This window comes from Flavobacterium sp. KACC 22758 (assembly GCF_028736135.1).
Classification (GTDB): Bacteria; Bacteroidota; Bacteroidia; order Flavobacteriales; family Flavobacteriaceae; genus Flavobacterium; species Flavobacterium johnsoniae.
Genome location: NZ_CP117878.1, coordinates 2227949 through 2250764 on the forward strand (window position 1 = coordinate 2227949; position 22816 = coordinate 2250764).

The 22816-nt window shown below is 35.4% G+C and carries 8 protein-coding genes; 5 read left to right on the forward strand and 3 right to left on the reverse strand.

What is annotated here, in order from left to right:
• The first annotated feature begins 6 nt into the window (after nucleotides 1–6).
• Nucleotides 7–1542, forward strand: coding sequence for a RagB/SusD family nutrient uptake outer membrane protein (locus PQ462_RS09660; protein ID WP_149207572.1), 1536 nt, complete (start codon nucleotides 7–9; stop codon nucleotides 1540–1542).
• A 209-nt stretch (nucleotides 1543–1751) separates the two neighbouring features.
• Complete coding sequence (locus tag PQ462_RS09665; protein WP_274253290.1) at nucleotides 1752–3575, forward strand: alkaline phosphatase; 1824 nt, start codon at nucleotides 1752–1754, stop codon at nucleotides 3573–3575.
• Between the two features lie 29 nt (nucleotides 3576–3604).
• On the opposite strand, the gene PQ462_RS09670 is transcribed toward PQ462_RS09665, so the two are convergent.
• Nucleotides 3605–4156: an ATP-binding protein gene (locus PQ462_RS09670; protein WP_274253291.1), complete on the reverse strand. Its 552-nt coding sequence runs from the start codon at nucleotides 4154–4156 to the stop codon at nucleotides 3605–3607.
• Nucleotides 4157–4460: 304 nt separating this feature from the next.
• Between PQ462_RS09670 and PQ462_RS09675 the strand changes: the two genes are divergently transcribed.
• The 3 genes from PQ462_RS09675 to PQ462_RS09685 all read left to right on the forward strand — a co-directional run bounded on the left by PQ462_RS09675 (nucleotide 4461) and on the right by PQ462_RS09685 (nucleotide 21027).
• On the forward strand, nucleotides 4461–11423 hold the full coding sequence (locus PQ462_RS09675; RefSeq protein ID WP_274253292.1) for a leucine-rich repeat domain-containing protein: 6963 nt from the start codon (nucleotides 4461–4463) through the stop codon (nucleotides 11421–11423).
• Between the two features lie 34 nt (nucleotides 11424–11457).
• Nucleotides 11458–19722 (forward strand): T9SS type A sorting domain-containing protein, encoded by an 8265-nt coding sequence (locus PQ462_RS09680; protein ID WP_274253293.1) that lies wholly within the window; start codon nucleotides 11458–11460, stop codon nucleotides 19720–19722.
• A gap of 180 nt (nucleotides 19723–19902) precedes the next feature.
• Nucleotides 19903–21027 (forward strand): patatin-like phospholipase family protein, encoded by a 1125-nt coding sequence (locus tag PQ462_RS09685; protein WP_274253294.1) that lies wholly within the window; start codon nucleotides 19903–19905, stop codon nucleotides 21025–21027.
• 100 nt (nucleotides 21028–21127) lie between these two features.
• Here the strand turns inward: PQ462_RS09685 and PQ462_RS09690 are convergent, their stop codons facing one another.
• Nucleotides 21128–21865 carry an alpha/beta hydrolase gene (locus PQ462_RS09690; protein WP_274253295.1) on the reverse strand — a complete coding sequence of 246 codons (738 nt, stop codon included), beginning with the start codon at nucleotides 21863–21865 and terminating at the stop codon, nucleotides 21128–21130.
• On the reverse strand, nucleotides 21862–22752 hold the full coding sequence (ygiD, locus tag PQ462_RS09695) for a 4,5-DOPA dioxygenase extradiol (RefSeq protein WP_274253296.1): 891 nt from the start codon (nucleotides 22750–22752) through the stop codon (nucleotides 21862–21864). The genes PQ462_RS09690 and ygiD overlap by 4 nt, the downstream gene beginning before the upstream one ends.
• Nucleotides 22753–22816: the final 64 nt, after the last annotated feature.

Consider the following 22816-nt stretch of genomic DNA (forward strand, 5'->3'; position numbering starts at 1 on the left):
CACACAATGAAAAAAATAAGTCTTTTATTATTGAGTTTTATGCTTTTAGTCGGCACAACGGCTTGCGAAAGCGAACTTGATGTTGTACCGCAGGGAGCACCTTCGAGCGGGAATTTCTGGAAAACTCCGGCAGACGCAAAAGCTGGTGTAAATTCTATTTACGCTTTGTATTCTGATGATAATATGTACGGCCGTGGTTTCTTTTGGCTGAACAATGCCAGCGATGACATCGGAACAAAACCAAGACAAAACGCAGAACGTATTAAAAACTTTATTGTTGACGGTGCAGAATCAGATACAAAAGATATCTGGAGAATTCACTACGAAATCATGAAACGATGCAACGACGTTATTCGTAACATTCCAAATATTCCTTTAGATGAAAAAACAAGAAACGGAATGTTGGGAGAAGCTTATTTCAATCATGCAGTAATGCATTTAGAATTGGCTTACCATTATGGAGACGATCGCGCGGGAATTCCAATTCAGGACAGAGAAAACCCAACAAACGTTTACGTGCCGCGTGCTAAAAACGTTGCAGAAAACTACGCATATATCGCTGCCGATTTAATTAAAGCTGCTGATTTACTGCCTTATTTTAATGAACTTTCAGCAGATAATTACGGGCGCGCTCATAAAACTGCCGCATGGGCTTATTTAGTTCGTACGTATTTGTATGCAAAAGACTGGGACAATGCTATAAAATATGCCAATATGATTGTAGCAAGCGGTAAACACAAACTGCTTGATAATTTTGAAGATGTATTTAAAATTAAAAACAACTGGTCTACAGAATATATCTGGTCTGTGACTTCAAGTGCCGAAAATACCTCTTTGGGTTCTATTTTTCCGGGAGTTTGTTTAGAAGATAAAGGCTGGGGAGTTTATAACGGCTGGGGAAATTTTTATCCAACAAAAGAATTGTTTGATACCTATGATCCAACTGATAAAAGAAGAAGCGCTACAATACTTCAAAAAGGCGATAAGTTTGTTTATTTTGGAGAAGAAGTAACTTTTAACGAAGGTGCTCATATTGTAAGTTCAAGTAACAGAACAGGTTATCAGTTTAAAAAATACATGGAGCCGTTTAGTTACCCAAAAACGACTTCAGGAGGAATTGATATTCGTTATGTAAATGCCAACGGAGATAAACCTTCAACAGCTTTAAACGTACCGCTTTTGCGTTATGCCGATGTAATTTTAATGCTGGCTGAGGCAAAATTAATGAAAGGACAAAATGCCGATACTGAAATCAATATGATTCGTCACCGTGCCGGTCTTGGAGATCTTTCTGGAGCAACCATGACCGATTTAAAAAGAGAAAGAAGATGCGAGCTGGCAGGTGAGTGGACTGATCGTCATTTTGATTTAGTGAGATGGGGAGATGCTAAAGAAACTTACGCAAAACCATTGCACCATTATAACGGAACTGTAATTTATCCGGCACGTAATTTCAATCCTGCAATTCACCACGTTTGGCCAATACCGCCAGATGAAATTGCAGTAAGCAAAGGCGCTTTGACTCAAAACCAAGGCTGGTAATTAATTGTAAATTATCAATTAACCGTTAATAATTTAGTTTGTTGTTTATTTTTTTTTACGCTGCAGACTTGTTGTGGAGTCTGCAGGCCGTAAAAAAATATTACAGCATTTAATATCATAAAAACCAGTCTTTTTAAAGGACTGGTTTATGTTTTCGAATTAATTTCTAAAAGTTACCTACAGCTTTAGAAAAATAAAACCCATTTTCGATGAAAAAAATAATCACCCTTTTTTGCCTCCAGCTTTTTGTATTCGCGCAGGCGCAGGAATACACATCATCAAACATTCATTCTCATAACGATTATGCCAGTGCGCTTCCGTTTTACGGAGCTTATTCTAACGAAGCAGGTGTTATTGAGGCCGATGTATTTTTAGTAAACAACGAATTGTTTGTTGCCCATACGTCAAAAGAAATTGCACAGCATAATACATTAAAAAGTATGTATTTGGAACCGCTTTCTGCTAAATTAAAGAATCTGGGTTCAAAAGCATATCCAGGCAATAAGCCTTTAATTTTAATGATCGACATTAAATCTGATGCCGATTCGACTTTAAAAGTAATTGCACAGCAGTTAAAAACTTATCCTGACATTACGGTAAACAAAAATATAAAAGTGGTTATTTCAGGAAACAGACCAAACCCTGCACAATGGAAAGACTATCCGGAGTTTATTTATTTTGACGGAAGGCTGAATGAAAACTATACTGCAGATCAATTAGCAAGAGTTGAAATGATCAGTGAAGATTTGCATGAATTAACCGTTTGGAACGGAAAAGGAGTTCTAACACAGACGGATTTAGAAAAAATCCAGTCAACAATTAAAAAAGTTCACAATCAGAATAAAAAAATACGTTTTTGGGCTACTCAGGATAATGTAAATACCTGGATGACTTTAATGAACCTGAAAGTTGATTTTATAGGAACAGATAATGTGGCAGAATTAACGCATTTCATCAACAATATCAAATCAACATTTTATCAAAATACAGAGTTTCATGAGGCGTATGTTCCTAAAAATGCATCGGCTTTCGCCAAAAAGAAACCAAAAAATGTTATTCTTTTAATTGGAGACGGAATGGGGTTAACGCAGATTTACTCTGGTTACACAGCGAATAAAGGACAGTTAAGCCTTTTTAATATTCCTACGCAGGGATTTTCGATAACCAAAGCATCAGACAGTTATATTACAGATTCTGCTGCAGGCGCAACGGCAATGGCAACAGGACATAAAACCAACAACAGATTTATAAGCGTTGACGAAAGCGGCAAATCATTAGAATTAATTACACAGCAATTAGCTAAGAAAAATTACAAAACTGCTATTATTTCGGCAGGAAATATTACAGATGCTACTCCGGCCGCTTTTTATGCACATCAGCCGGAAAGAAGTTATAGCGAACCAATTGCTTTTGATTTCCTGACTAATCCATCGGATATATTAATAGGAGGCGGAACAAAAGAGTTTAAGGCCAGAAAAGACGGAAAAGATTTGTCTAAAACCCTGACTGAAAAAGGGTATACTTTCTCAGATAAATTCAGTTCTTTGGATACAATCAAAAACAGCAGATTTGTGGTTTTAGAAGATGCAGCTGTAGTTTCTATGAAAAACGGAAGAGGTGATTTTTTAACCAAATCATTTGCTAAGACAGTCAATACTTTTTCTAAAACAAAGAATCCGTTTTTCATAATGGCCGAAGGTGCTCAAATTGATTACGGGGGACACAGCAATAATGTAGAATATGTGGTTCGCGAAATGCTTGATTTTGACAAATTAGTGGGGCAGGCAATGGAATTTGTAGATCATAATCCAGAAACACTTTTAATTGTAACAGCAGATCACGAAACAGGCGGATTATCTTTAATTGATGGAAGTATCGAAAAAGGTTATGTTCACGGAAGTTTCAGTACAAACGATCATACAGCAGTTCCGGTTCCGGTTTTTGCTTACGGAGCAGGTGCCCAAAACTTTTCTGGAGTGTATCAAAACACGGCAATTTATACGAAGATTTTAGAAGCACTTTCTATAAAATAATTCAATATTTTTCAAATAAAAAGCCCTTGTTAATACAGGGGCTTTTTGTTTATATTTTCGATAATAAGATCAATTCGCTGTTGAAGTGTTAAATCGCCTGAAATCTTTAAAACAGGGAAATCAATAGAATTTAACCAGTTTTCGTGAGCCTGAAAATTTCTGCTGGCAATTCCGGTGTTGTTATCATAATCTGCTGCCCATTCCATAAAGTCTTCGAACTGTTTTATGCGGTCAGGATCGGTATAAATTACATTTCCGTATCGTTCAAATTCTCTTTTTTTCAATCTTTCCATTCTAATTTGCGGCGGAATCCATAGATACACAACCAGGTCAAAGTCTGGAAACACATTTTCTCCCCATCGAAAAATAGAACCGCCCAAAATCCAATTCTCAGAATTTTCAAGATCAGTTTTTATTTTAGAATTTCTTTCTTCAGGATTTCTCCTTACAGTAAAGGGAACATCTGATTTTTCCCAGAAATAGTGATCACTGTCAAAATATCTATAAGCAAGTTTTTCTGCTAATGCATTTCCTGTTGTGGTAACGCCGCTTCCGGATGCACCAAAAATATGAATCTTCATTTTTTATAAATATTTAGCGGGTCAATATTACAAAACTTTTTGAAGCAGTCTAGTCAAAAAAATCATGTTTTGTATTAAAAAATACCTTTAAAAACGGTTGTAAATAAAGTCTTTTAATTTGCTATTTAGTATCATTAAAAATTACCTGAATACAGGTAATTTTTTGTGTTAATTTATTGATAATTAAATGTTTAAGTTTTGTTGTTTTTGATTTAACAAAACAAAAGAAATGTTTTTCCTACTTTTATGTCGATTTTTTAACAAAAGGTATCTTCTTAAAATACTGGCACTTAAACATTAATCTATGAAGAGAAAACTACTTATTGGATTGCTATTTCTGTTTAGCAGTCTATCTTTATTATCGGCCAAAAACAATTTAAATATTCCCATTCCGGATTCAGAATATCAGGCTTTGGTAGATTTTTATAAAGCTGCAGGCGAGGCCAACTGGACTAATAAATGGAATACGAGAGAAAATAATCTGCATGAAGTGCCATGGTATGGCGTAACGGTAGAAAACGGACACGTAACGGCTATAGATCTTAACGGAACCAGTAATATTACAGGTGCTATTCCGGCTTCATTTGGAAATCTGAAATATCTTAAAACGCTTTCGCTGTATGGAGGTAATTATGCAAAAGATTTAAGTACAACCAATTTAAATGTTTTCTCAGAACTAGAAGCTTTAGAGTCCTTAGACTTAAGATACTGTAAGTTAAAAGGAGTTATTCCGGCATCATGGGGGAAATTAAAAAAGCTTAAAACCTTATATTTAAGTAATAATGCCTTAACCGGATTATCTCCTGAATTTGGTCAGATGGAAAGCCTGGTAACCGCTGAACTTTCAGATAACCAGATACCTGTTTTAATTAAAGAATTAGAGAACTTAACGGCTCTGAGAACTTTAAATTTAACCAGTAACAAAATCAACACGATTGCAGGGCTATTGCCAAGTAATGTAAATCTTAACCTGCATTATCAGACAGTTAATATTGAAAATCTAACCTATAAAGGAACTGATTTTAAAATTGACAATCTGCCAAATATTGTTACCTACAACAGAACCCAAAATGATTTTTCTGCCAAAAGACAATTCGGGGTTTACGTTCGCGGAAGCGAAATTGGAAATGCAACAATGGCTGCAGACGGAAGTTTGACCATTCCGGCATCTTATTTATCTTCTTTAAAAAATGGTGATGAAGTATATCTGTATCAGCAATATGATTCATCTACAGGAAGTATTTCTTATTACAGCCGTATTTATTTTACCAATGTAAAAGTAAATCAGCCGGGCGTTTCTACTATTGAATATCAGGCATTAGTCGATTTTTATAATGCAATGGGAGGCAGTAACTGGAACAACAAATGGGACATCAATGAAAATAATCTAAGCGAAGGTGCCTGGACAGGTTTAAGTATCGAAAACGGACATATTACCGGATTAAATTTAAATAATACGAGCAGTGTTTCGGGTTCGATTCCGGCTTCATTTGGGAATTTAAAATACCTGAGAAATCTTTCGCTTTATGCAGGGAGTTATTCTAAAAACTTAAGTACAACAGACTTAAATGTTTTGTCAGAATTACAGTCTTTGGAAACACTCGACATGAGATACTGCCGAATTGAAAGTGCCGTTCCTTCTTCATGGAGTAAATTAAAAAAACTAAAAACAATTTATTTCTATAACAATTCAATTAGTGGGTTACCCGAAGAATTAGGAGAAATGGAAAGCCTTGTTACCTTAGAAGTTCCTTACAACCAAATAAAATCAATTCCGGCATCAATAGGTAATCTTCCGAATCTGGTAACATTAAACCTGCAGGATAACCAAATAGAAGTGCTGGTAAAAGAATTGGAAAATGCGGGTGCATTAAGAAATGTAAATCTTTTAAGTAACAGAATATCAACTATTGAAGCATTTTTAAACAATCAGGTCAATCTGAATTTAAACTCTCAAAATATTTATATTCCGAATTTGCTTTATGAAGGAACAGATCTTAAAATTCAAAATCTGCCTAATATCCTTTCCTATTACAGAACAAAAAATGACTTTTCGTCTAGAAGAAAATTCAATTTGTATTTGAGAGGAAGTCAGGTTGCTGCAGATCTTGTTATGGCTCAAGATGGCAGTATTACAATTCCGGCTTCTTATCTTTCATCTTTAAAAACAGGAGATGAATTATACCTTTATCAGCAATATGACGGTGTATCCGGAAATTCATATGATTCCAGAATTTATTTTACGAATATAAAAATCAATCTCCCTCAAATACCAGATGTAGAGTATCAGGCGCTTGTTGATTTTTATAACGCAATGAATGGAAATAACTGGAATAATAAATGGGATATTACGGTAAACAATCTGCATGAAGGCGCCTGGTATGGAGTAAGTATTGAAGATGGACATGTAACAGGACTTAATCTTAACAATAACAGTTCTGTTACCGGTATAATTCCGGCTTCTATAAAAGATCTAAAATATCTTAAAAGTCTTTCGCTTTATGGAGGTGGTTACTATAAAGATTTAAGTACAACAGATTTGAGTGTTTTATCTGAACTGGAAAACCTTGAATCTTTAGATTTAAGATACACAAGAATTAAAGGTGATCTTCCGGCATCCTGGAGTAACTTAAAAAAACTGAAAACATTATATTTAAGTTATAATGCTCTGACAGCATTACCGGCAGATATTGGCGGAATGGAAAGTCTGGTTACTTTAGAGATTCCCGGCAATCAAATTAAAGCTATTCCAGCTTCGATTGGAAATCTTAGAAATTTGGTTACATTAAACTTAAGCGATAACCAAATCGTGATTTTAACCAAAGAACTGGAAAATACTGCCTCTCTGCAAAACTTAAATCTTGGAAGTAACAGAGTACAAACTGTTGAAGCGCTTTTAAACAATCAGGTTAATCTGAATTTAAATTCTCAAAACATTTATCTTGAAGATTTTCTTTATGAAGGAACAGACGTAAAAATTCAAAATCTTCCTAACATTCTTTCTTATTACAGAACAAAAAATGATTTTTCGGCAAGACGAAAATTTAATTTGTATTTGAGAGGAAACCAGGTTGTAACAGATTTGGTTATGGCTCAGGATGGCAGTATTACAATTCCGGCATCTTATCTTTCATCTTTAAAAACAGGAGATGAGCTTTACCTTTATCAGCAATACGACGGAATATCTGGAAACTCATACGATTCAAGAATTTATTTTACCAAAATAAAAATCAATCAGCCTAAAATACCAGATTCAGAATACCAGGCTTTGGTTGATTTTTACACTGTAATGAATGGAACAAATTGGACGAATAAATGGGATGTTTCAACCAATAATCTGCATGAAGGAGCCTGGTATGGCATAAGCATAGAAAATGGGCATGTTACAGGACTGGACCTGAATAATAACAGTTCAGTTACAGGTATAATTCCGGCTTCAATAAAAGATTTAACATATCTTAAATCTCTTTCTATATATGGCGGTGGTTACTACAAAGATTTAAGTACAACAGATTTAAGTGTTTTATCTGAACTGGAAAATCTTGAATATTTAGACTTAAGATACAGTAAAATAAAAGGCGATATTCCGGCATCATGGAACAAACTAAAAAAGCTGAAAATATTGTACTTAAACAACAATGCACTAACGGCTCTTCCGGAAGATTTTGGAGGAATGGAAAGTTTAGTGACCGTTAATTTGTCATCTAACCAGATAAAAACAATTCCGGTATCTACAGGAAATCTTTCAAAATTGGTCACTTTAAATCTTTCTTATAATCAGATTGAAGTGCTTATTAAAGATCTGGAAAAAAATACTGCTTTGCAGATTTTAAATATTTCAAGCAATAAGCTTTCGACTATAGAAGCATTACTTCCCGGGCAGGTAAATTTAGAGTTCACTTCACAAACCATAAGTGTTCCAAATTTCTTATATGAAGGAAATGATGTAAAAGTGAGTAATCTGCCAAATATTGTGCTTTATAACAGAGCTGCGAATGATTTCTCGGCACAAAGACCTTTTAGATTGTTTTTAAAAGGAAACCAGGTAGGAAATAATTTAAGAGTAGTTGGAGACGGAACAATAACAATTCCGGCTGATTATCTTTCGACTTTAAAAACGGGTGATGAGTTGTATTTATATCAGGATTACGATGGAGGTTCAACATCTTATGATTCCAGAATTTATTTTACCAATGTTAAAGTAGATCAGCCAAAAATTCCAGATGCAGAATATCAGGCATTGGTTGATTTTCACAATGCAATGAATGGTGCAAACTGGAACAATAAATGGGTAACTACTGAAAACAATCTGCATGAAGGAGCGTGGTATGGCGTAAGTATTCAAAACGGACATATTACAGGATTAAACCTGAACAATAATTCGAATGTTTCAGGAACAATTCCGGCTTCGTTTGCCAATTTAAAATATTTAAAAAATCTTTCTTTATACGGAGGAAGTTATACAAAAAATTTAAGCACAACAGATTTAGCAATTTTCTCAGGACTTGAATCTTTAGAGACTTTAGATCTTAGATACGCAAGATTAAAAGGCGTTATACCATCGTCATGGAGCAAACTGCAGGCTTTAAAAACGTTGTATTTAAGTAATAATAACATCGAAGATGCAGATGAAGCTTTGGTTCATTTACCGCTTTTAAAAACAGTAGATTTTAGTTATCAAACCATTACAATTCCAACAATCGAGGTAGGAGCAAACGAACTAGTTATAAACCTGCCGGTTTTATCTACGTTTTTGTTTAATACTAATGGCGGTGTTATTAATAATAAAAACTATTTTACACTTTACATCAATGGTGTTAATAAAGCATCGAATTATTCTAACAGCGAAGGAAAATTAATCTTCAAAGACATAGCTTTATTTGGAATTAAACTAACTGACAAAATCAGCATTCAGCAGAATGATGGTACAGCACAGCAAACAAGTATTAATTATACTCAGGTAGTTTTTGGAAAACCATTAACGGATGAAGAATTTGAAATTCTGAAAAAAATCTATGCCAGTACAAACGGAACACAGTGGACTCAGAAATGGGATATTTCACAAAATAAACTTCATGAAGTAAGCTGGTACGGAGTAGGAACAAAAGACGGACACGTTGTATCGTTAAGTTTATCTGCCAATAATCTATCAGGATCGCTTCCCGCTGCGTTGTCTGATTTAACGTATTTAGAAACTTTAAATCTCCAGTCGAATGCCATTGAAGGATCTCTGCCGTCTGATTTAGGAAGGCTGACAAACCTGAAAACGCTTAATGTACAATCAAACAAATTTAGCGGAACACTGCCGGTTTTATCGGGGATTTCAGGATTAAAAAAACTTTCAATTGCAGGAAATACTTTCAAAGGAACAATTCCGGGACATTTCAATGATTTCGAAAATATCGAACAAATTGATCTTTCAAACAATGGTTTTGATGCTTTAGAAAGACCATTTACTTACGATCTGGCTAAAGTTTACATTAATTTAAGAGGTCAGGTTATTGCCAAAGATGAATATCTTTATTTAAAAGGCGACGAAATAGTTGTAGATCTTCCAGCAATTACAACCTACAACGAAACTACGCAGGATTATTCAGGACAATACCAGTTTGAACTGCAGGCTAATAATTTCAAAATTTCTGAAGCCACAGTTTCAGGTAATACCATAACATTCCCAAATATTTCTGTAGCGGGCATACCTGCGGGTGCAAAAATTGCGATTTGGCAGAAAAACGGAACTTCGCAGGGAACTTATGTTCAATTTAAAGGAATTGCCGATGGTTCTGAAACGCCTTTAATTGCCGAAGAATATGATGCTTTAGTGGCATTTTTCCAAAGTGCAGGCGGAACAGGATGGAAAGAAGTCTGGGATACATCATCAAACAATCTTCATGAAAAGAAATGGAAAGGTGTAACGACAAACGACGGCCATGTAATATCGATTAATCTTCCTGATAATAACTTAACTGGAAATATAAGCCCGGAAATTGGAAAATTCAGCGAACTGCAAAACCTAAATCTGGCGAAAAATAAACTAACAGGAGCAATTCCTGAGAGTGTATCAAAAGTAACCAAACTAAAAACAGTTGACCTTTCAGAAAATGAACTGACTGGAATTGATGCTGCGTTTTTACCAGCAGTAAGTTTTAAAATCGACCGTCAGAAAATTAATTTGGGAGAACTGCCTTTAACATTAAATGCTGTTTTAAAAGATCAAAAAATTAACCGTTACGATCATACCAATTCGATTTTTAACACCACTCAGTCGTATAACATGACTTTGAAGGATTATTTCCAAATGGTTACAGTTCCTGAAGACGGCATTAAACTGACTAATATTTTAAGCGAATGGAATGTGCCAAACAACCAGACTTTAGAATTAAGACAAATCGCCGGATCTGCCAGAAACAGCGTACTAACGTATACCATAACGTATAGAGAAGGAGATTCTAATTTAGACGGAATTGTCAATATTCTGGATATTCAATCGACTTTGAATTATACATTAAGCCAGAAACCAAAATTCTTTAATTATGGTGCGGCCGATATCAATAAGGATAAAAACCTAAACGTACTGGATATTATTTCATTGATTAATAAAATACAGTCCGGAACACTTGAAAATCCTGCAAGCGCAAAACGTATGGCTTTTACAGGCAATGAAGATGTTGTTTTAAGTATTGAAGATAATACGCTTTATATCGACAATCAGTCGGTTTCGACAGCAGCATTTGATATTCGTTTAAAAGGCGGCAGCAAAGCACAGACAGAAGAGCTTCTTTCTGGTTTGGGTTATACGGTTTCAGTCGCAGAACGTCAGGGCGAAATTAGCATTGTAGGTTTTTCTATGGATAAATCACTTTCAGGAAAACAGGCCATTGCAAAAGTATCGGCTCAAACAGAAATTTTATCTGCTATGATTTCAAATACAGAGGCAAACGCATTGACCTATAAAATTTCGAAAAATTTAGGTGTTGACGATAGTAATAAAGACAATGCAATTGCGCTTTCAAATTATCCAAATCCATTTACGGATCAAACTGTAATTCAATATCATTTACCTGAAAATGCAGACAAAGCGACACTAAAAGTTTTTGATACAGCCGGAAGAACTGTTTACATACAGTCTGATCTTGATGCGTCACAAGGAAATCATGAATTTACTTTTCAGCGAAAAGATCTTGCCTCAGGCATCTATTTCTACACTATCGAAGTACAAAATGGAGCAAAACCTGCCATTTTTAAAGGAAAAATGTTAATACAATAAACTCACCAAAATGATATCTAACGAATTGAAAACAATGAAAATAAAACCTTTTTTGGTCTTTATCTTCCTATTTTTAGGAACATTCATGCAGGCGCAGAATAGTTTAAAAGTATTAAACGCATCTGCCGGACCTGGCGAAAAATCAGCTGTTGTAATTGATTTGGCTAATGCCGATGAAGTAGTAGGAGCCGAGTTTACGCTGACTGTTCCGCAGGGATTAATTGTAAGCGAAAAAGACACTAAAATTATCGAAAGCCGTAAAGGCGATCATGCCATTTATGTCAATATCGAAAAGAATAATCCGCGAAATTATCACTTTATAGTTTTGTCGCTTACAAGTACATCTTTTAAAGGAAACAGCGGTGCTTTATTAGAAATTCCAATCGAAATCCCGTTAAATTATACATCGGGACAAACACACAATTTAGATTTATCTGGTGTTGTTTTAAGTTCTAAAAATGCGGTTGACATTGGTTCAAATCACGTAAACGGAAAACTGACAATTGCAAATGCACAATATCCGGATTTAACGATTTCCGGAATCACTACAGCCGAATCTAACATTACTCCAGATGGGAAAATTAATGTTTCATGGAAAGTTGACAACATTGGAGATCGTGCTGCTTCTGGCGGATGGATCGAGCAGATAAGTATTGTGTCTGATCAAACGGGATTAGAATACAATCTGGGAACTGTATCTTATAATGATGATTTAGATAAACAAAAATCAATAAGCCGAAATGCAGCATTTAACCTTCCTAAAGTTTTAGGGATTGAAGGAAACGTTAAAGTCAAAATTAATATTATAGCAAATACCGCAGTAAAAGAACCAGAGTCTTTAAAAGCAAATAATAAAGTTACTGCGGCAAGTTCAATTTTACTTGAAAAGCGTTTGTTTTTAACTTTAGATAAAAAAACTATTGATGAAAATTCAAATGAAGTTATCAGAGCAACGCTGACGCAAAGCGGTGACAGAAGCAGTGATAAAACCTATACTTTAGCAGCTTCTCTGGCTTCACAGCTTCAGTTTGATGCATCGGTAAAAATAGTAAAAGACCAGTCGTCGGTTGTTTTTTATATTAAACCAATTGACAATTCAGATAACGACGGAAACAGAACGGTATCTTTAACTATTTCAGGAAATGAGTATCCTGCCGTTTCAGATGCTATTGAAATTATCGATAACGAATTTTCAACGATTACTTTAACTCCGTCGAAAATTACAGCAACAGACGGCGAAACAATTACGGTTACTTTAGAAACGGGTTTTGCTAAAACAAAAGATGTAAAATTTACCATAACAGCAGATCAAAGCTCTCGCTGGACCGTTCCGGCAGAAGTTACGCTTCCGGCAGGAAGTAAAACAACTTCGTTTACGATAACAGTAAAAAACAATAAAGTTCCTGAACAAACTGTAACCGGAAAACTAATTTTGAGGGCAGAAGGATTTCAGGCAGGAAATACAGAAGTTATTTTAAAAAGCTCAAATGTTCCGGCTTTTGAATTGGAAATTGCACCGCAGACCATTTCAAAGAGCGACGGCGTTTATGCAACTTATGCCACATTAAAGCGAATAAATAAATCAGAAATCAGCACTGCAGTACGCTTAAAAGCAAGTATTGCCAATGCATTGATTCTTCCGGATGTTATTGATTTTCCAGCCAATGTAAATTCGAAAAGATTTAATATTGGAGCTGTAAACAATGGCATTGTAGACGGAACAAAAGTGGTTAATGTAACCGCAGAGGTTTATTCTTCAGCTTGTAACTGCAGCTTTCCGGCAGGAGAAGGAAGCAGTGCCGGTAAAGACATTACGATTCTGGACAGCAACGGACCAGCCTTAATTGTAAAAGCCAATCCGGCAACAGTAAAAGCCGGAGTACAAAAAGCAGCAAAAATTACGATTTCAAGAAATACGGTTGATACTTCTAAAGCCATTTTAGTAAAGTTATCATCTGATTCTCCTACAATCGTTTCAATTCCGGCAGAAATTTCAATTCCGGTAGGACAAGAAAGCGTTGAGGTAGAAATCAATACGATAATTGATCCATTGAAAACGGGAGACCAAACCGCGCGTATTCAGGCTGAAGCCGATACTTTCAGTTCAGGATTTGCCTGGATTCTGGTTACAGATCAAAACAAACCAGATGCTGTTGTCAATTCGGTTAAAACAGTTGCTCAAGCCAATGGAGAAGATACAATTGAAGTAACAACTTCGATTACCAATCAAGGGTTTGCTATTTTAACTAAAGGTTCTAAAATAGAATATTTTCTATCTAAAGATAAATTAACTAAAAACGCAATTCTTGTATTTACATCGCAGATTGATACTGATATCGAAGCAGGAAAAAAACTGGATCTTGTAAAATCGATCAAATTACCGCAGCAGGCTGGTGACTATTATTTGGCAGCAGCTGTAAATTCAGATCAAAAATTAAATGAGTTATCGTATACCAATAACGAAGCATATTCTGCAATAAAATTATTCTCCAGTTACAATGCCACAAGTACGGTTTCTAAGCCAATCTACAAATCAGGAGAATTGGTTGCCATTACAGGATCGGCTAAAATGGCAAACAACAGTCCGGCAGTAAATAAGGAAGTAGAAATTATCGTTGCATCTGGAAGCTTTACACGTTCATTTAAAGTTAAAACTAATGCATCAGGAAATTTTGCTTACGATTTTGAACCTCTGCAGGCAGAAAGTGGGCATTATACCGTAAGTGCTGGATATCCGGGAACTCAAAATGCAGTTCAGGCAGAATTTGATATTGTTGGTTTTGAATGGATGAACAAACCTTCAGATTATTTGAAATGGGAAGTAGTAACCAAAGTTCCATACAAAGGAGAATTTGTATTAAAAAACAACAGTAAAACTCCTTTAACCAATATTAAAATAGAATTACCGGCAGATGCAGGATTTACAGTTCAAACAGATGCTTTAACATTAGCATCAGGACAAGAAGCCGTTTTAAGCTATACTATATTGGCAGAAACAGCATCGGCGGAACAAAAATATTATGAAATCAATTTTAATGTAACTTCAAATGAAGGTGCTAAACTTCCGGTTTTAGCATATTATCATGCAAAAGCGCAGACACCAAAATTACTGGCAAATCCGGTAAGCATCAATACTACGATGATAAAAGGAAGTTCTCGTTTTTATGAAGTAACAGTTTCAAATACAGGAGCGATAGACGCAGAAAAAGTAAAAGTTGATGTTCCAAATCTGGAATGGATGAAATTAAAAAGTGCGGCTGTTATTGACAAAATTGCGCCAAACGAGTCTGTAAAAATCATTCTGGAATTAGCACCAACAGACAAACAGCAGTTAAACGTTCCGTTAAGCGGTAACTTGGCTTTAAATCCTTTAAATGGAGGCGGAGTAAGCATTCCTTTTAAAATAGAAACGGTTTCAGAAGCAACAGGTTCTTTATTGATCGATGTTGTTGATGAGTACACATATAATACAGAAAAAGCACCACACGTAAAAGGAGCAAAAGTAGTCGTTCGTCATCCGTTTTCTGGTGCAGTTGTAGCAGAAGGATTTAGTGATGATAACGGTATTTTTACCACACCTCAAATTCCGGAAGGATATTATACAGTAACGGTAACGGCAGATAAACACGCTTCTTACCAAAATAACTTATTGGTAGATCCGGGTAAAGTAACGACTCAAAGAGTATTTATTTCGTATCAGGCTGTAAGTTACGAATGGGTTGTAAAACCTACAGAAATTGCAGATGAATACCAGTCTGATTTAGTTGTTAAATTCGAAACAAACGTACCAAAACCAGTAATTGTTATCGATATCGACAATCCTGTTTTAGATTTAAATACTGGAGAAAGCAGAATGAGTTATGCAACTGTAACTAATCACGGTTTAATTGCCCTGTCAAACGTAACTTTTAATGTAGACAGTCAGGGAGATTACAAGTTCAAACTGATGATTGATAAAGTTGATGTATTAAACGCTAAATCGACTATCATTGTTCCGATATTAATTACAAGACCTGCATCAACTGGAAAAAGTGCAGCTGCAGGACAAAACTGTAGTTATAATTTAATTACAAAAGGAACGTATGTCTGCGAAACTGAACAAGATTTAGCGGCGTTTAAACCGTATTATGTATTAACATGTTCAACACCAAGTACTCCAGTTGTAGGAGGAAGTCCTAATTTTAACGGAGGTGGTTTTGGGCCATTAATTCCTATTGGAACTGCAATAGGAAATATCGTAACATCGCTTCCAACTATTTGTACAAATCCTTGTCTTACATCAGTATTTGGTATGGTAATAGGCTGTGCCGGAGGTCCTGCCGGAGCTGTTGCAGGATGTCTTCTGGGGCTGGCTACCATGAACGGAGAAGCAATTAACCAGATTATTGCAGTTGCAGGATGTATTCCGGGACCTGTAGGTTGTGTTGCGAGTATGGTTGGAACGTTAAAAGCGTGTATTTATGATCCATTAGCATCTGGAAAGAAAGCAAGTAATAACAGTTTTATTGAAAGTATGTATAATGACTTTTATGTCATGGACAATGCACAAGTTGCTTTAAGTAACAGGTTAAAAGCTTATTTGGGTAATGATAGAATTATAGAAAGTCCTAATTTTCATGATTTCATGAAAGAAGTCGCTTTGCATTTAGATACTCAAAAAACATTTTCTGCCGCTGATGTGATAAGTATCAAAGCTAATCTTTCTGGAAGTGATATTACAAGTCAGGAGATTGAAACATTTTGCAGCAGATGGAATAGAACTGTAGAAGCGTGGAGTAAGAACATTAAAGCTCCAACTGCAGAATATCCTAATATTGTGAACAAAAATGATATTGAAGAATATGACAGAATTAGAAAGATATTGGTTGACCTGGTAAGCAGCAGAGGTTTTGAATCTGCTGAGAAAATGTACAATCAGGACATGGCAGATTTAAAAGAATATATTGAAAAACTAGCCTCTCAAGCTTCTGTTTGTGCCAGCGTTACGGTGAAATTTTCTCAAAAAATCACGATGACAAGAGAAGCATTTGAAGGAACTCTTACATTAAATAACGGAAGCGACGCCAATACAATTAAAGATCTAAACTTAGATTTATTAATTAGAGATGAGGCCGGAAACGATATGACGCATTTGTTCCAGATCAACAAAGATGCTTTCCTTAGCGGAACAGGACTTGTAGGACCAAACAGCAGTCAATCTGGAACTGTAATTTTTATACCAACAAAAGAAGCTGCTCCAACTGTAGCTAAATCATATTCTTTTGGAGGAACATTATCGTATTTAGATCCAAATACAAGCGAAAGAGTAACGGTGCAATTATATCCTGTGACTCTTGAAGTAAATCCAAGTCCGGATTTGGTAATGCATTATTTTATGCAGCGTGATATTTTAGGAGATGATCCGCTGACAGATAAAATTGAGCCGATTGTTCCGGCAGAAATGGCATTATTAATTAAAAATGAAGGTTACGGAGTTGCTAAAAATGTTCAGGTAGAGTCGGTTCAGCCGGAAATTATCGAAAACAAAAAAGGCCTTTTAATCGATTTTGAAATTATAGGAAGCAACTTTAACAACGAACCAAAACAATTAGGTTTATTAAATGTTGATTTCGGAAATATCGAACCACAAAAATCTGCACTTGGGCAATGGTGGTTTACCAGTACTTTATTAGGACATTTTGTAGAATACGATCTTAAAATAAAACATTTAAGCAGTTACGGAAACAAAAACCTAAGCCTGATTAAAGCTTCGTATGTTCATGAATTAATTAAGAGCGTAAAAGCGTATGGTGCAGGTCAGGATAACATTAACGATTTCCTTGTAAATGATATTGTCGATGCTAATGATACTCCGGATGCTATTTATTATTCAAACGGAGAAAGTGATGAAGTTTATAAAGTGGCTGCAGGAACAGTTTCAAATACTATTTCGCCAAGTCTGCTTACGACAACTTTAACCATGAATTCATCTAAAACAGGATGGAATTATGGAAATACAGCTGATCCCGGATCAGACAAATACAAACTGGAAAGAGTAGTGAGAATAAGCGACAATCTGGAACTGCCAATAGAAAACTTCTGGCAGACACACGTTACGCTAAAAGACGGATTAGAACCTAAGTATGAAAACAAACTTCATTTCCTTGATAAAATTTCGGGATTAGAAAGATATACTTTATACTACAGCGTTATCAATACCAATGTGCCAAAAGTAGTTTCTTTTGAAAGTCTGCCGTCAACTACTACAAAACCAGTAGAATCTGTTCAGGTAAACTTTAACAAAGCAATCAATCCGGCTACATTTACAGCACAGAATGTTACTTTAATTCATCAGGGAACCAAAGTTCCGTTTAACGATAGTTTTATTGGTAAAGTAAACGATTCTACTTATGTTTTAAATATAAAAACACTTTCGCTTGCTTCTGGGTATTATGAATTAACAGTTCAATGTGCCGGAATTAAAGATTTAGATGATAATGAAGGAGTAGAAGGAAAAAGTGTTTCATGGATTCAGATAATTGGTGAACTGGGAATTGTTCAGTTTAAAACAGATCAAATTGAAGCGCAGGCGGTAAATAGTGTTGAAATTCAGTTTAATAAATTCGTAAAACCGATTCAGTTTACAAAAGACAAACTGACCCTAAACGGAAAAGCACTTGACAATGTTTCGATTGTGACCGAAGATAATCTGAAATACACAATTGTAGGACTGAACGAGTACAACAAAGAAAACGGCCAGTATGAATTAGCGGTTGATTTGCCATCAATAAAAGCAGAAGACAATACTTTTGGTTTAGTGGTTCAAACACAAAAATGGAAAGTAGATATAAGCATTCCTGAAATTGATGCCTTTACGCCGAAATATCAGGGAGCAGTTCACAGCCAGAATGTAACCGATGTTGTAATAACTCTGAATAAACCAATCAGTAGTTTTGACAAAAACTGGGTTACGCTTTACAAAGGAAGTGTAAACTTAAATGCAAATCTAAATGTCACTAAACAAGACGATTTACATTATTTAATTTCAGGTTTAGGAGACTATACACAAGCAGAAGGCGGTTATAAAATTGTGGTAGACCAAACGAGCTTTAAAGATCTTTCGGGCAACTTTGGAACAGGAAATTCGAGTACTATGTGGGAAGTGAAGTTTGGAAAACCTTCGGCACCATCAAACCTTCGTATTACGCCGGATAGAGGAACATCTGCCGCAGATAATATTACTTCTGGTAATGATTTGTCGATTGCTTTAACCACAAACGGAAACAAACAAACGGTAGAATTATATGCTGTAACGCCAACCGGAAAAACTCTCGTTAGCAAACAAAATCAGGAAACGGCAAAAGAAGTTTTAATTCCGATAAAAGGATATATTGGTAAAAATACTTTTGAAGCAATAGTATATGATGAGTTTGGAAACGCAAGCGATGCCAGCAGAGTAGAAGTGTATATTGATATTATAGATCTTAATTGTACAGTAACTCCGTTAAGTTCGGCAAACAGCGATTGTTCTGAAAAAGATATTATAAAAGTTGAATTTGCTGATGAAATTATAGCTTCGGCATTAACGAAAAATGATATCATTGTGAAGTCGGGCGGCATCTCAGTTTCTAACGAAAATATCACTTTAACCAAAGTTTCAGATAAAGAATTTGAAATTGGAAACATTGAAAAATTTGCTGGAGATCATTCATTTGGAATTGATTTAACAAAACTGAACAAGAAATCAAGCGGTTTACAAGGAAAAGGAATTGTTTCTGCCAATGTTGAGGTTGGATTAAATAATACAGCCGATATTACAGGTGATATTTTGATTACCAATGCTAATACAACAGTAACTTATACCGCAACGCAGTCAATGCAGGCGTATACATGGAATGTTACTGGTGGTGAAATTATCGATCAAAGCAATAACACTGTAACAATTAAATGGACAGAAAAAGGAACTCAGACTTTGTCTCTGAATTATCTGACTCAGGCTTCATGCAGTAAAACAACTTCGTTAGAAGTAAAAGTCGATGCGACGTTATCTGTTGATAATCCGGTTACGGGTAAAAACGGTTTCTTTATTTCTCCGGTTCCAAATGACGGAAACTTCACTTTACATTTAAATGGCGACGAAGGAACATTTGATTTAGTTATTTTTGATGCCAATGGAAAAGCAGTTTACAAACAGCCTAAATTGGAAATCAACAGTAATTTCAGTAAAGAAATTAAAACACATTTAAGAGCTTCTGGAGTTTATTTCTTAATACTGCAAAATGCAGATAAGAGTTACAAAGCCAAGTTTTTAATTAAATAAATTTTTAAAAAGAGATGTCAATTAAGGCATCTCTTTTTTTTTCGCTTATTACTCATACTTGACAACAAGGGTTTTATACCCAAAAATAACCGTTAGATGACAATTTAATTCTTCGCAGCACTCAGTTTCTATAAATTTATTGTGTAAAAGACCCAATACAAACTACTAAATCAAAGAGTTATGAGTAAAATTATTATTTTAACAGTTGATGGAGGCGGTATAAAAGGAATTATACCTTCTTATTTTCTTTCGCAGATAGAAGCAGCGCTGAATAAATCATGCTATGAAATGTTCGATATAATAGGAGGTACATCGACAGGAGGTATTATTGCCACTGCTTTATCTTCTCCGGTAAATAACAAATTGCCATTAACAGCAAGTGAAATCTATGAAATTTATACAAACGACGGCTCTCAGATTTTTGTTTCTCAACCGTCAATTGTACCAGATTATTATTCTTTATATTATGCCAATGACGGAAACGGAAATGGAGTAGAACCCTTTTTACAGCAGAAATACGGAAACTATACTTTGAATGATGCCAAGCAAAACATGGCAAGTTTAGAAAATGCAAGAACGAAACATGTTTTTACAACTAGTTATACTATTAACAGCAGCGGTAACAGTATTCAAAATCCAACTCTGGGACAAGATTACGGTCCCTACTTGTTCAATTGGTATGATGCGGCAAATCCAGGAGATGATTATCAGGTATGGGAAGCAGCAAGAGCAACAAGCGCAGCTCCAACTTATTTTCCAGTTGGTAAATTAGGCGGAGGAAGCGCTCCAAATTCAAATGCCAGCGAAAGATGGGCTCTTGATGGCGGCGTAATGTCAAATAATCCTGCAGTTTGGGCAGTGAGCGAAGCTTTTAGAACAAAATTAGCTTCTTCATTAGATGATATAATTCTAATATCTTTAGGAACAGGTTCTTACCCAAGCGGAGCCGGATTGGTTACAAATCATCAGGGACTTCCTGATCCTGATTACGGAAATTGGGGTTTTACACCATGGCTTGCTAGCGATTTAGATGATTTATCGGGAACAGAAAACGGACGCGGCGCTATTGTCAATATCATTACAGAATCGGTTCAATTGGTTTCGAGCCAGCAATTATCCGGATTTCAAAAAGGCGGACTTACCTATTTTAGATTAGAACCAGCTATTACAAGAGAGCAATCTAAAATGGACAATATAGCGCAGTCAAATGTGGATTCGCTGATTGATACAGCAGCAAATTTTTTAAGCGGAGAAGGGAGCGATATTTTTCTCGATATTGTAAACGTATTAAAACAGAATACTTAAAATTAGAATAAACCAACATCCAAAAAAAGAGTCTTGCAAAATTACTTTGAAAGACTCTTTTTTAATTTTTAGAATAAAATTTAAAATTGTTTCGATGTGTTTAATTTAAATTGGTTTTTAACCAAAGATTTACATCATCAAACATTTGTTTATTGACCGTATGACCTTCTTCATAAGAATGAAATTCAGGATTTAGGTTCTTTGTTTTCAAAAATTCAGAAGCATCTAAAGCATATTGGTAATTTAAAACAGCATCTTGTTTTCCGTGCGAAATGAAGATTTTAAGTTTTTGAAGACGTTTTTCATCTGCAATAAAAGGCTTGATTTCTGGTAATAGACGCGCGCTCATAACCGCAATTCCTTTTATTTTTTCGGGTGCCGTAAGCGAAACGCTGTAACTCATAATTCCGCCCTGACTAAATCCCATTAAATAAACCTGATGAGAATCAAAGTTGATTTCTGTTTTTAAATCTTCAATAAAATCAATAATCATTTTTCGAGCATTTTCAGCCTGTTCTGCATTTATTTGAGGTTTTCCGGTTGAAAAATCTACCTGAAACCACGCAAAGCTGTTTGTACCAAAAGTGAGCGGACCTCTTGCTGAAACTACAACAAAATTATCTGGTAATTCTGGAGCAAATGAAAACAGATTTTGTTCATTACCGCCTACGCCGTGCAGTAAAATAAGCAGAGGCGGATTAGTTGTTTGAACTTTAGACTGTCTTACTACATAATGCAGTTTAGTATTTTTAGTATTCGAATTCATAATGGTAAAACTGAAAATTGAAATTAGAAAAAGGATTCCAAAAGAAATCCAAACCGATTTTTTTATGCTCATGCCTTATCTATTTTGACAGACATCATGTTGAGCGATCCCGCTACAATAGCATCATTAAAAATAGTCGCTTTTTCATCTTTTTCCCTAAGAGATAAAATGTACAATAACGGCATATAATGCTCAGGCGTAGGCACCGCAAGCTGGAATTCTTTTCCTTGTTTATCAAAATTGACTAAAGATTGATGATCTTCTTCAATAATCATTTTTTTCATTTTTTCATTGGCAATATGAGCCCACTCAAATGCATACCCGGGAAGCATCATTTTATCCCACGCTGCCAATCGCAGATTATGAACCGAGTTGCCGCTTCCCACAATAAGAACACCTTTGCGTCTTAGTGCCGCAAGTTCTTTTCCTAATTCATAGTGATAAGAAGCAGGTTTAGTATAATCAATACTCATTTGTATAACCGGAATATCGGCATTTGGATAAAGGAATTTAACAACCGTCCAGCAGCCGTGATCCAGACCCCAGTCATGACTCAGTCCAACAGAAGCTGAAGTGATAAGTTTTTGAGTTTCCAGAGCCAGTTCCGGACTTCCCGGTGCCGGATACTGCACATCAAACAAAGCCTGAGGGAAACCTCCAAAATCATGAATTGTTTCTGGTTTTTCCATCGCCGTTACAAAAGTTCCTTTTGTTTCCCAGTGAGCAGAAATACAAAGAATCGCTTTTGGTTTAGGCAATGTTTTAGCAGCATTTTGAAAACCCTGTGTAAAGTTGTTATCGGCCAGAGCATTCATCGGATTACCGTGTCCAAGAAAAAGAACCGGCATTCTTTCAGTCGCTGCAAAAGAATCAGAAACAGTTTTAAGAGAACTGAGTTTCATGGCTGCAGCTCCAATTGGTAAAATTGCCATAGTTTTTAAAAAATCTTTTCTGTCCATTTTATATCGCCATTAGTCGTGTAAAAAGTATCATTTTTAAAGAGATACAAATTTCTGTTTAATA

Bases quoted from the DNA above. Each gene is read 5' to 3' on its own strand.
- PQ462_RS09660 (WP_149207572.1), top strand. From the start codon at position 7: ATGAAAAAAATAAGTCTTTTATTATTGAGTTTTATGCTTTTAGTCGGC.
- PQ462_RS09665 (WP_274253290.1), top strand. From the start codon at position 1,752: ATGAAAAAAATAATCACCCTTTTTTGCCTCCAGCTTTTTGTATTCGCG.
- PQ462_RS09670 (WP_274253291.1), bottom strand. From the start codon at position 4,156: ATGAAGATTCATATTTTTGGTGCATCCGGAAGCGGCGTTACCACAACA.
- PQ462_RS09675 (WP_274253292.1), top strand. From the start codon at position 4,461: ATGAAGAGAAAACTACTTATTGGATTGCTATTTCTGTTTAGCAGTCTA.
- PQ462_RS09680 (WP_274253293.1), top strand. From the start codon at position 11,458: ATGAAAATAAAACCTTTTTTGGTCTTTATCTTCCTATTTTTAGGAACA.
- PQ462_RS09685 (WP_274253294.1), top strand. From the start codon at position 19,903: ATGAGTAAAATTATTATTTTAACAGTTGATGGAGGCGGTATAAAAGGA.
- PQ462_RS09690 (WP_274253295.1), bottom strand. From the start codon at position 21,865: ATGAGCATAAAAAAATCGGTTTGGATTTCTTTTGGAATCCTTTTTCTA.
- ygiD (WP_274253296.1), bottom strand. From the start codon at position 22,752: ATGGACAGAAAAGATTTTTTAAAAACTATGGCAATTTTACCAATTGGA.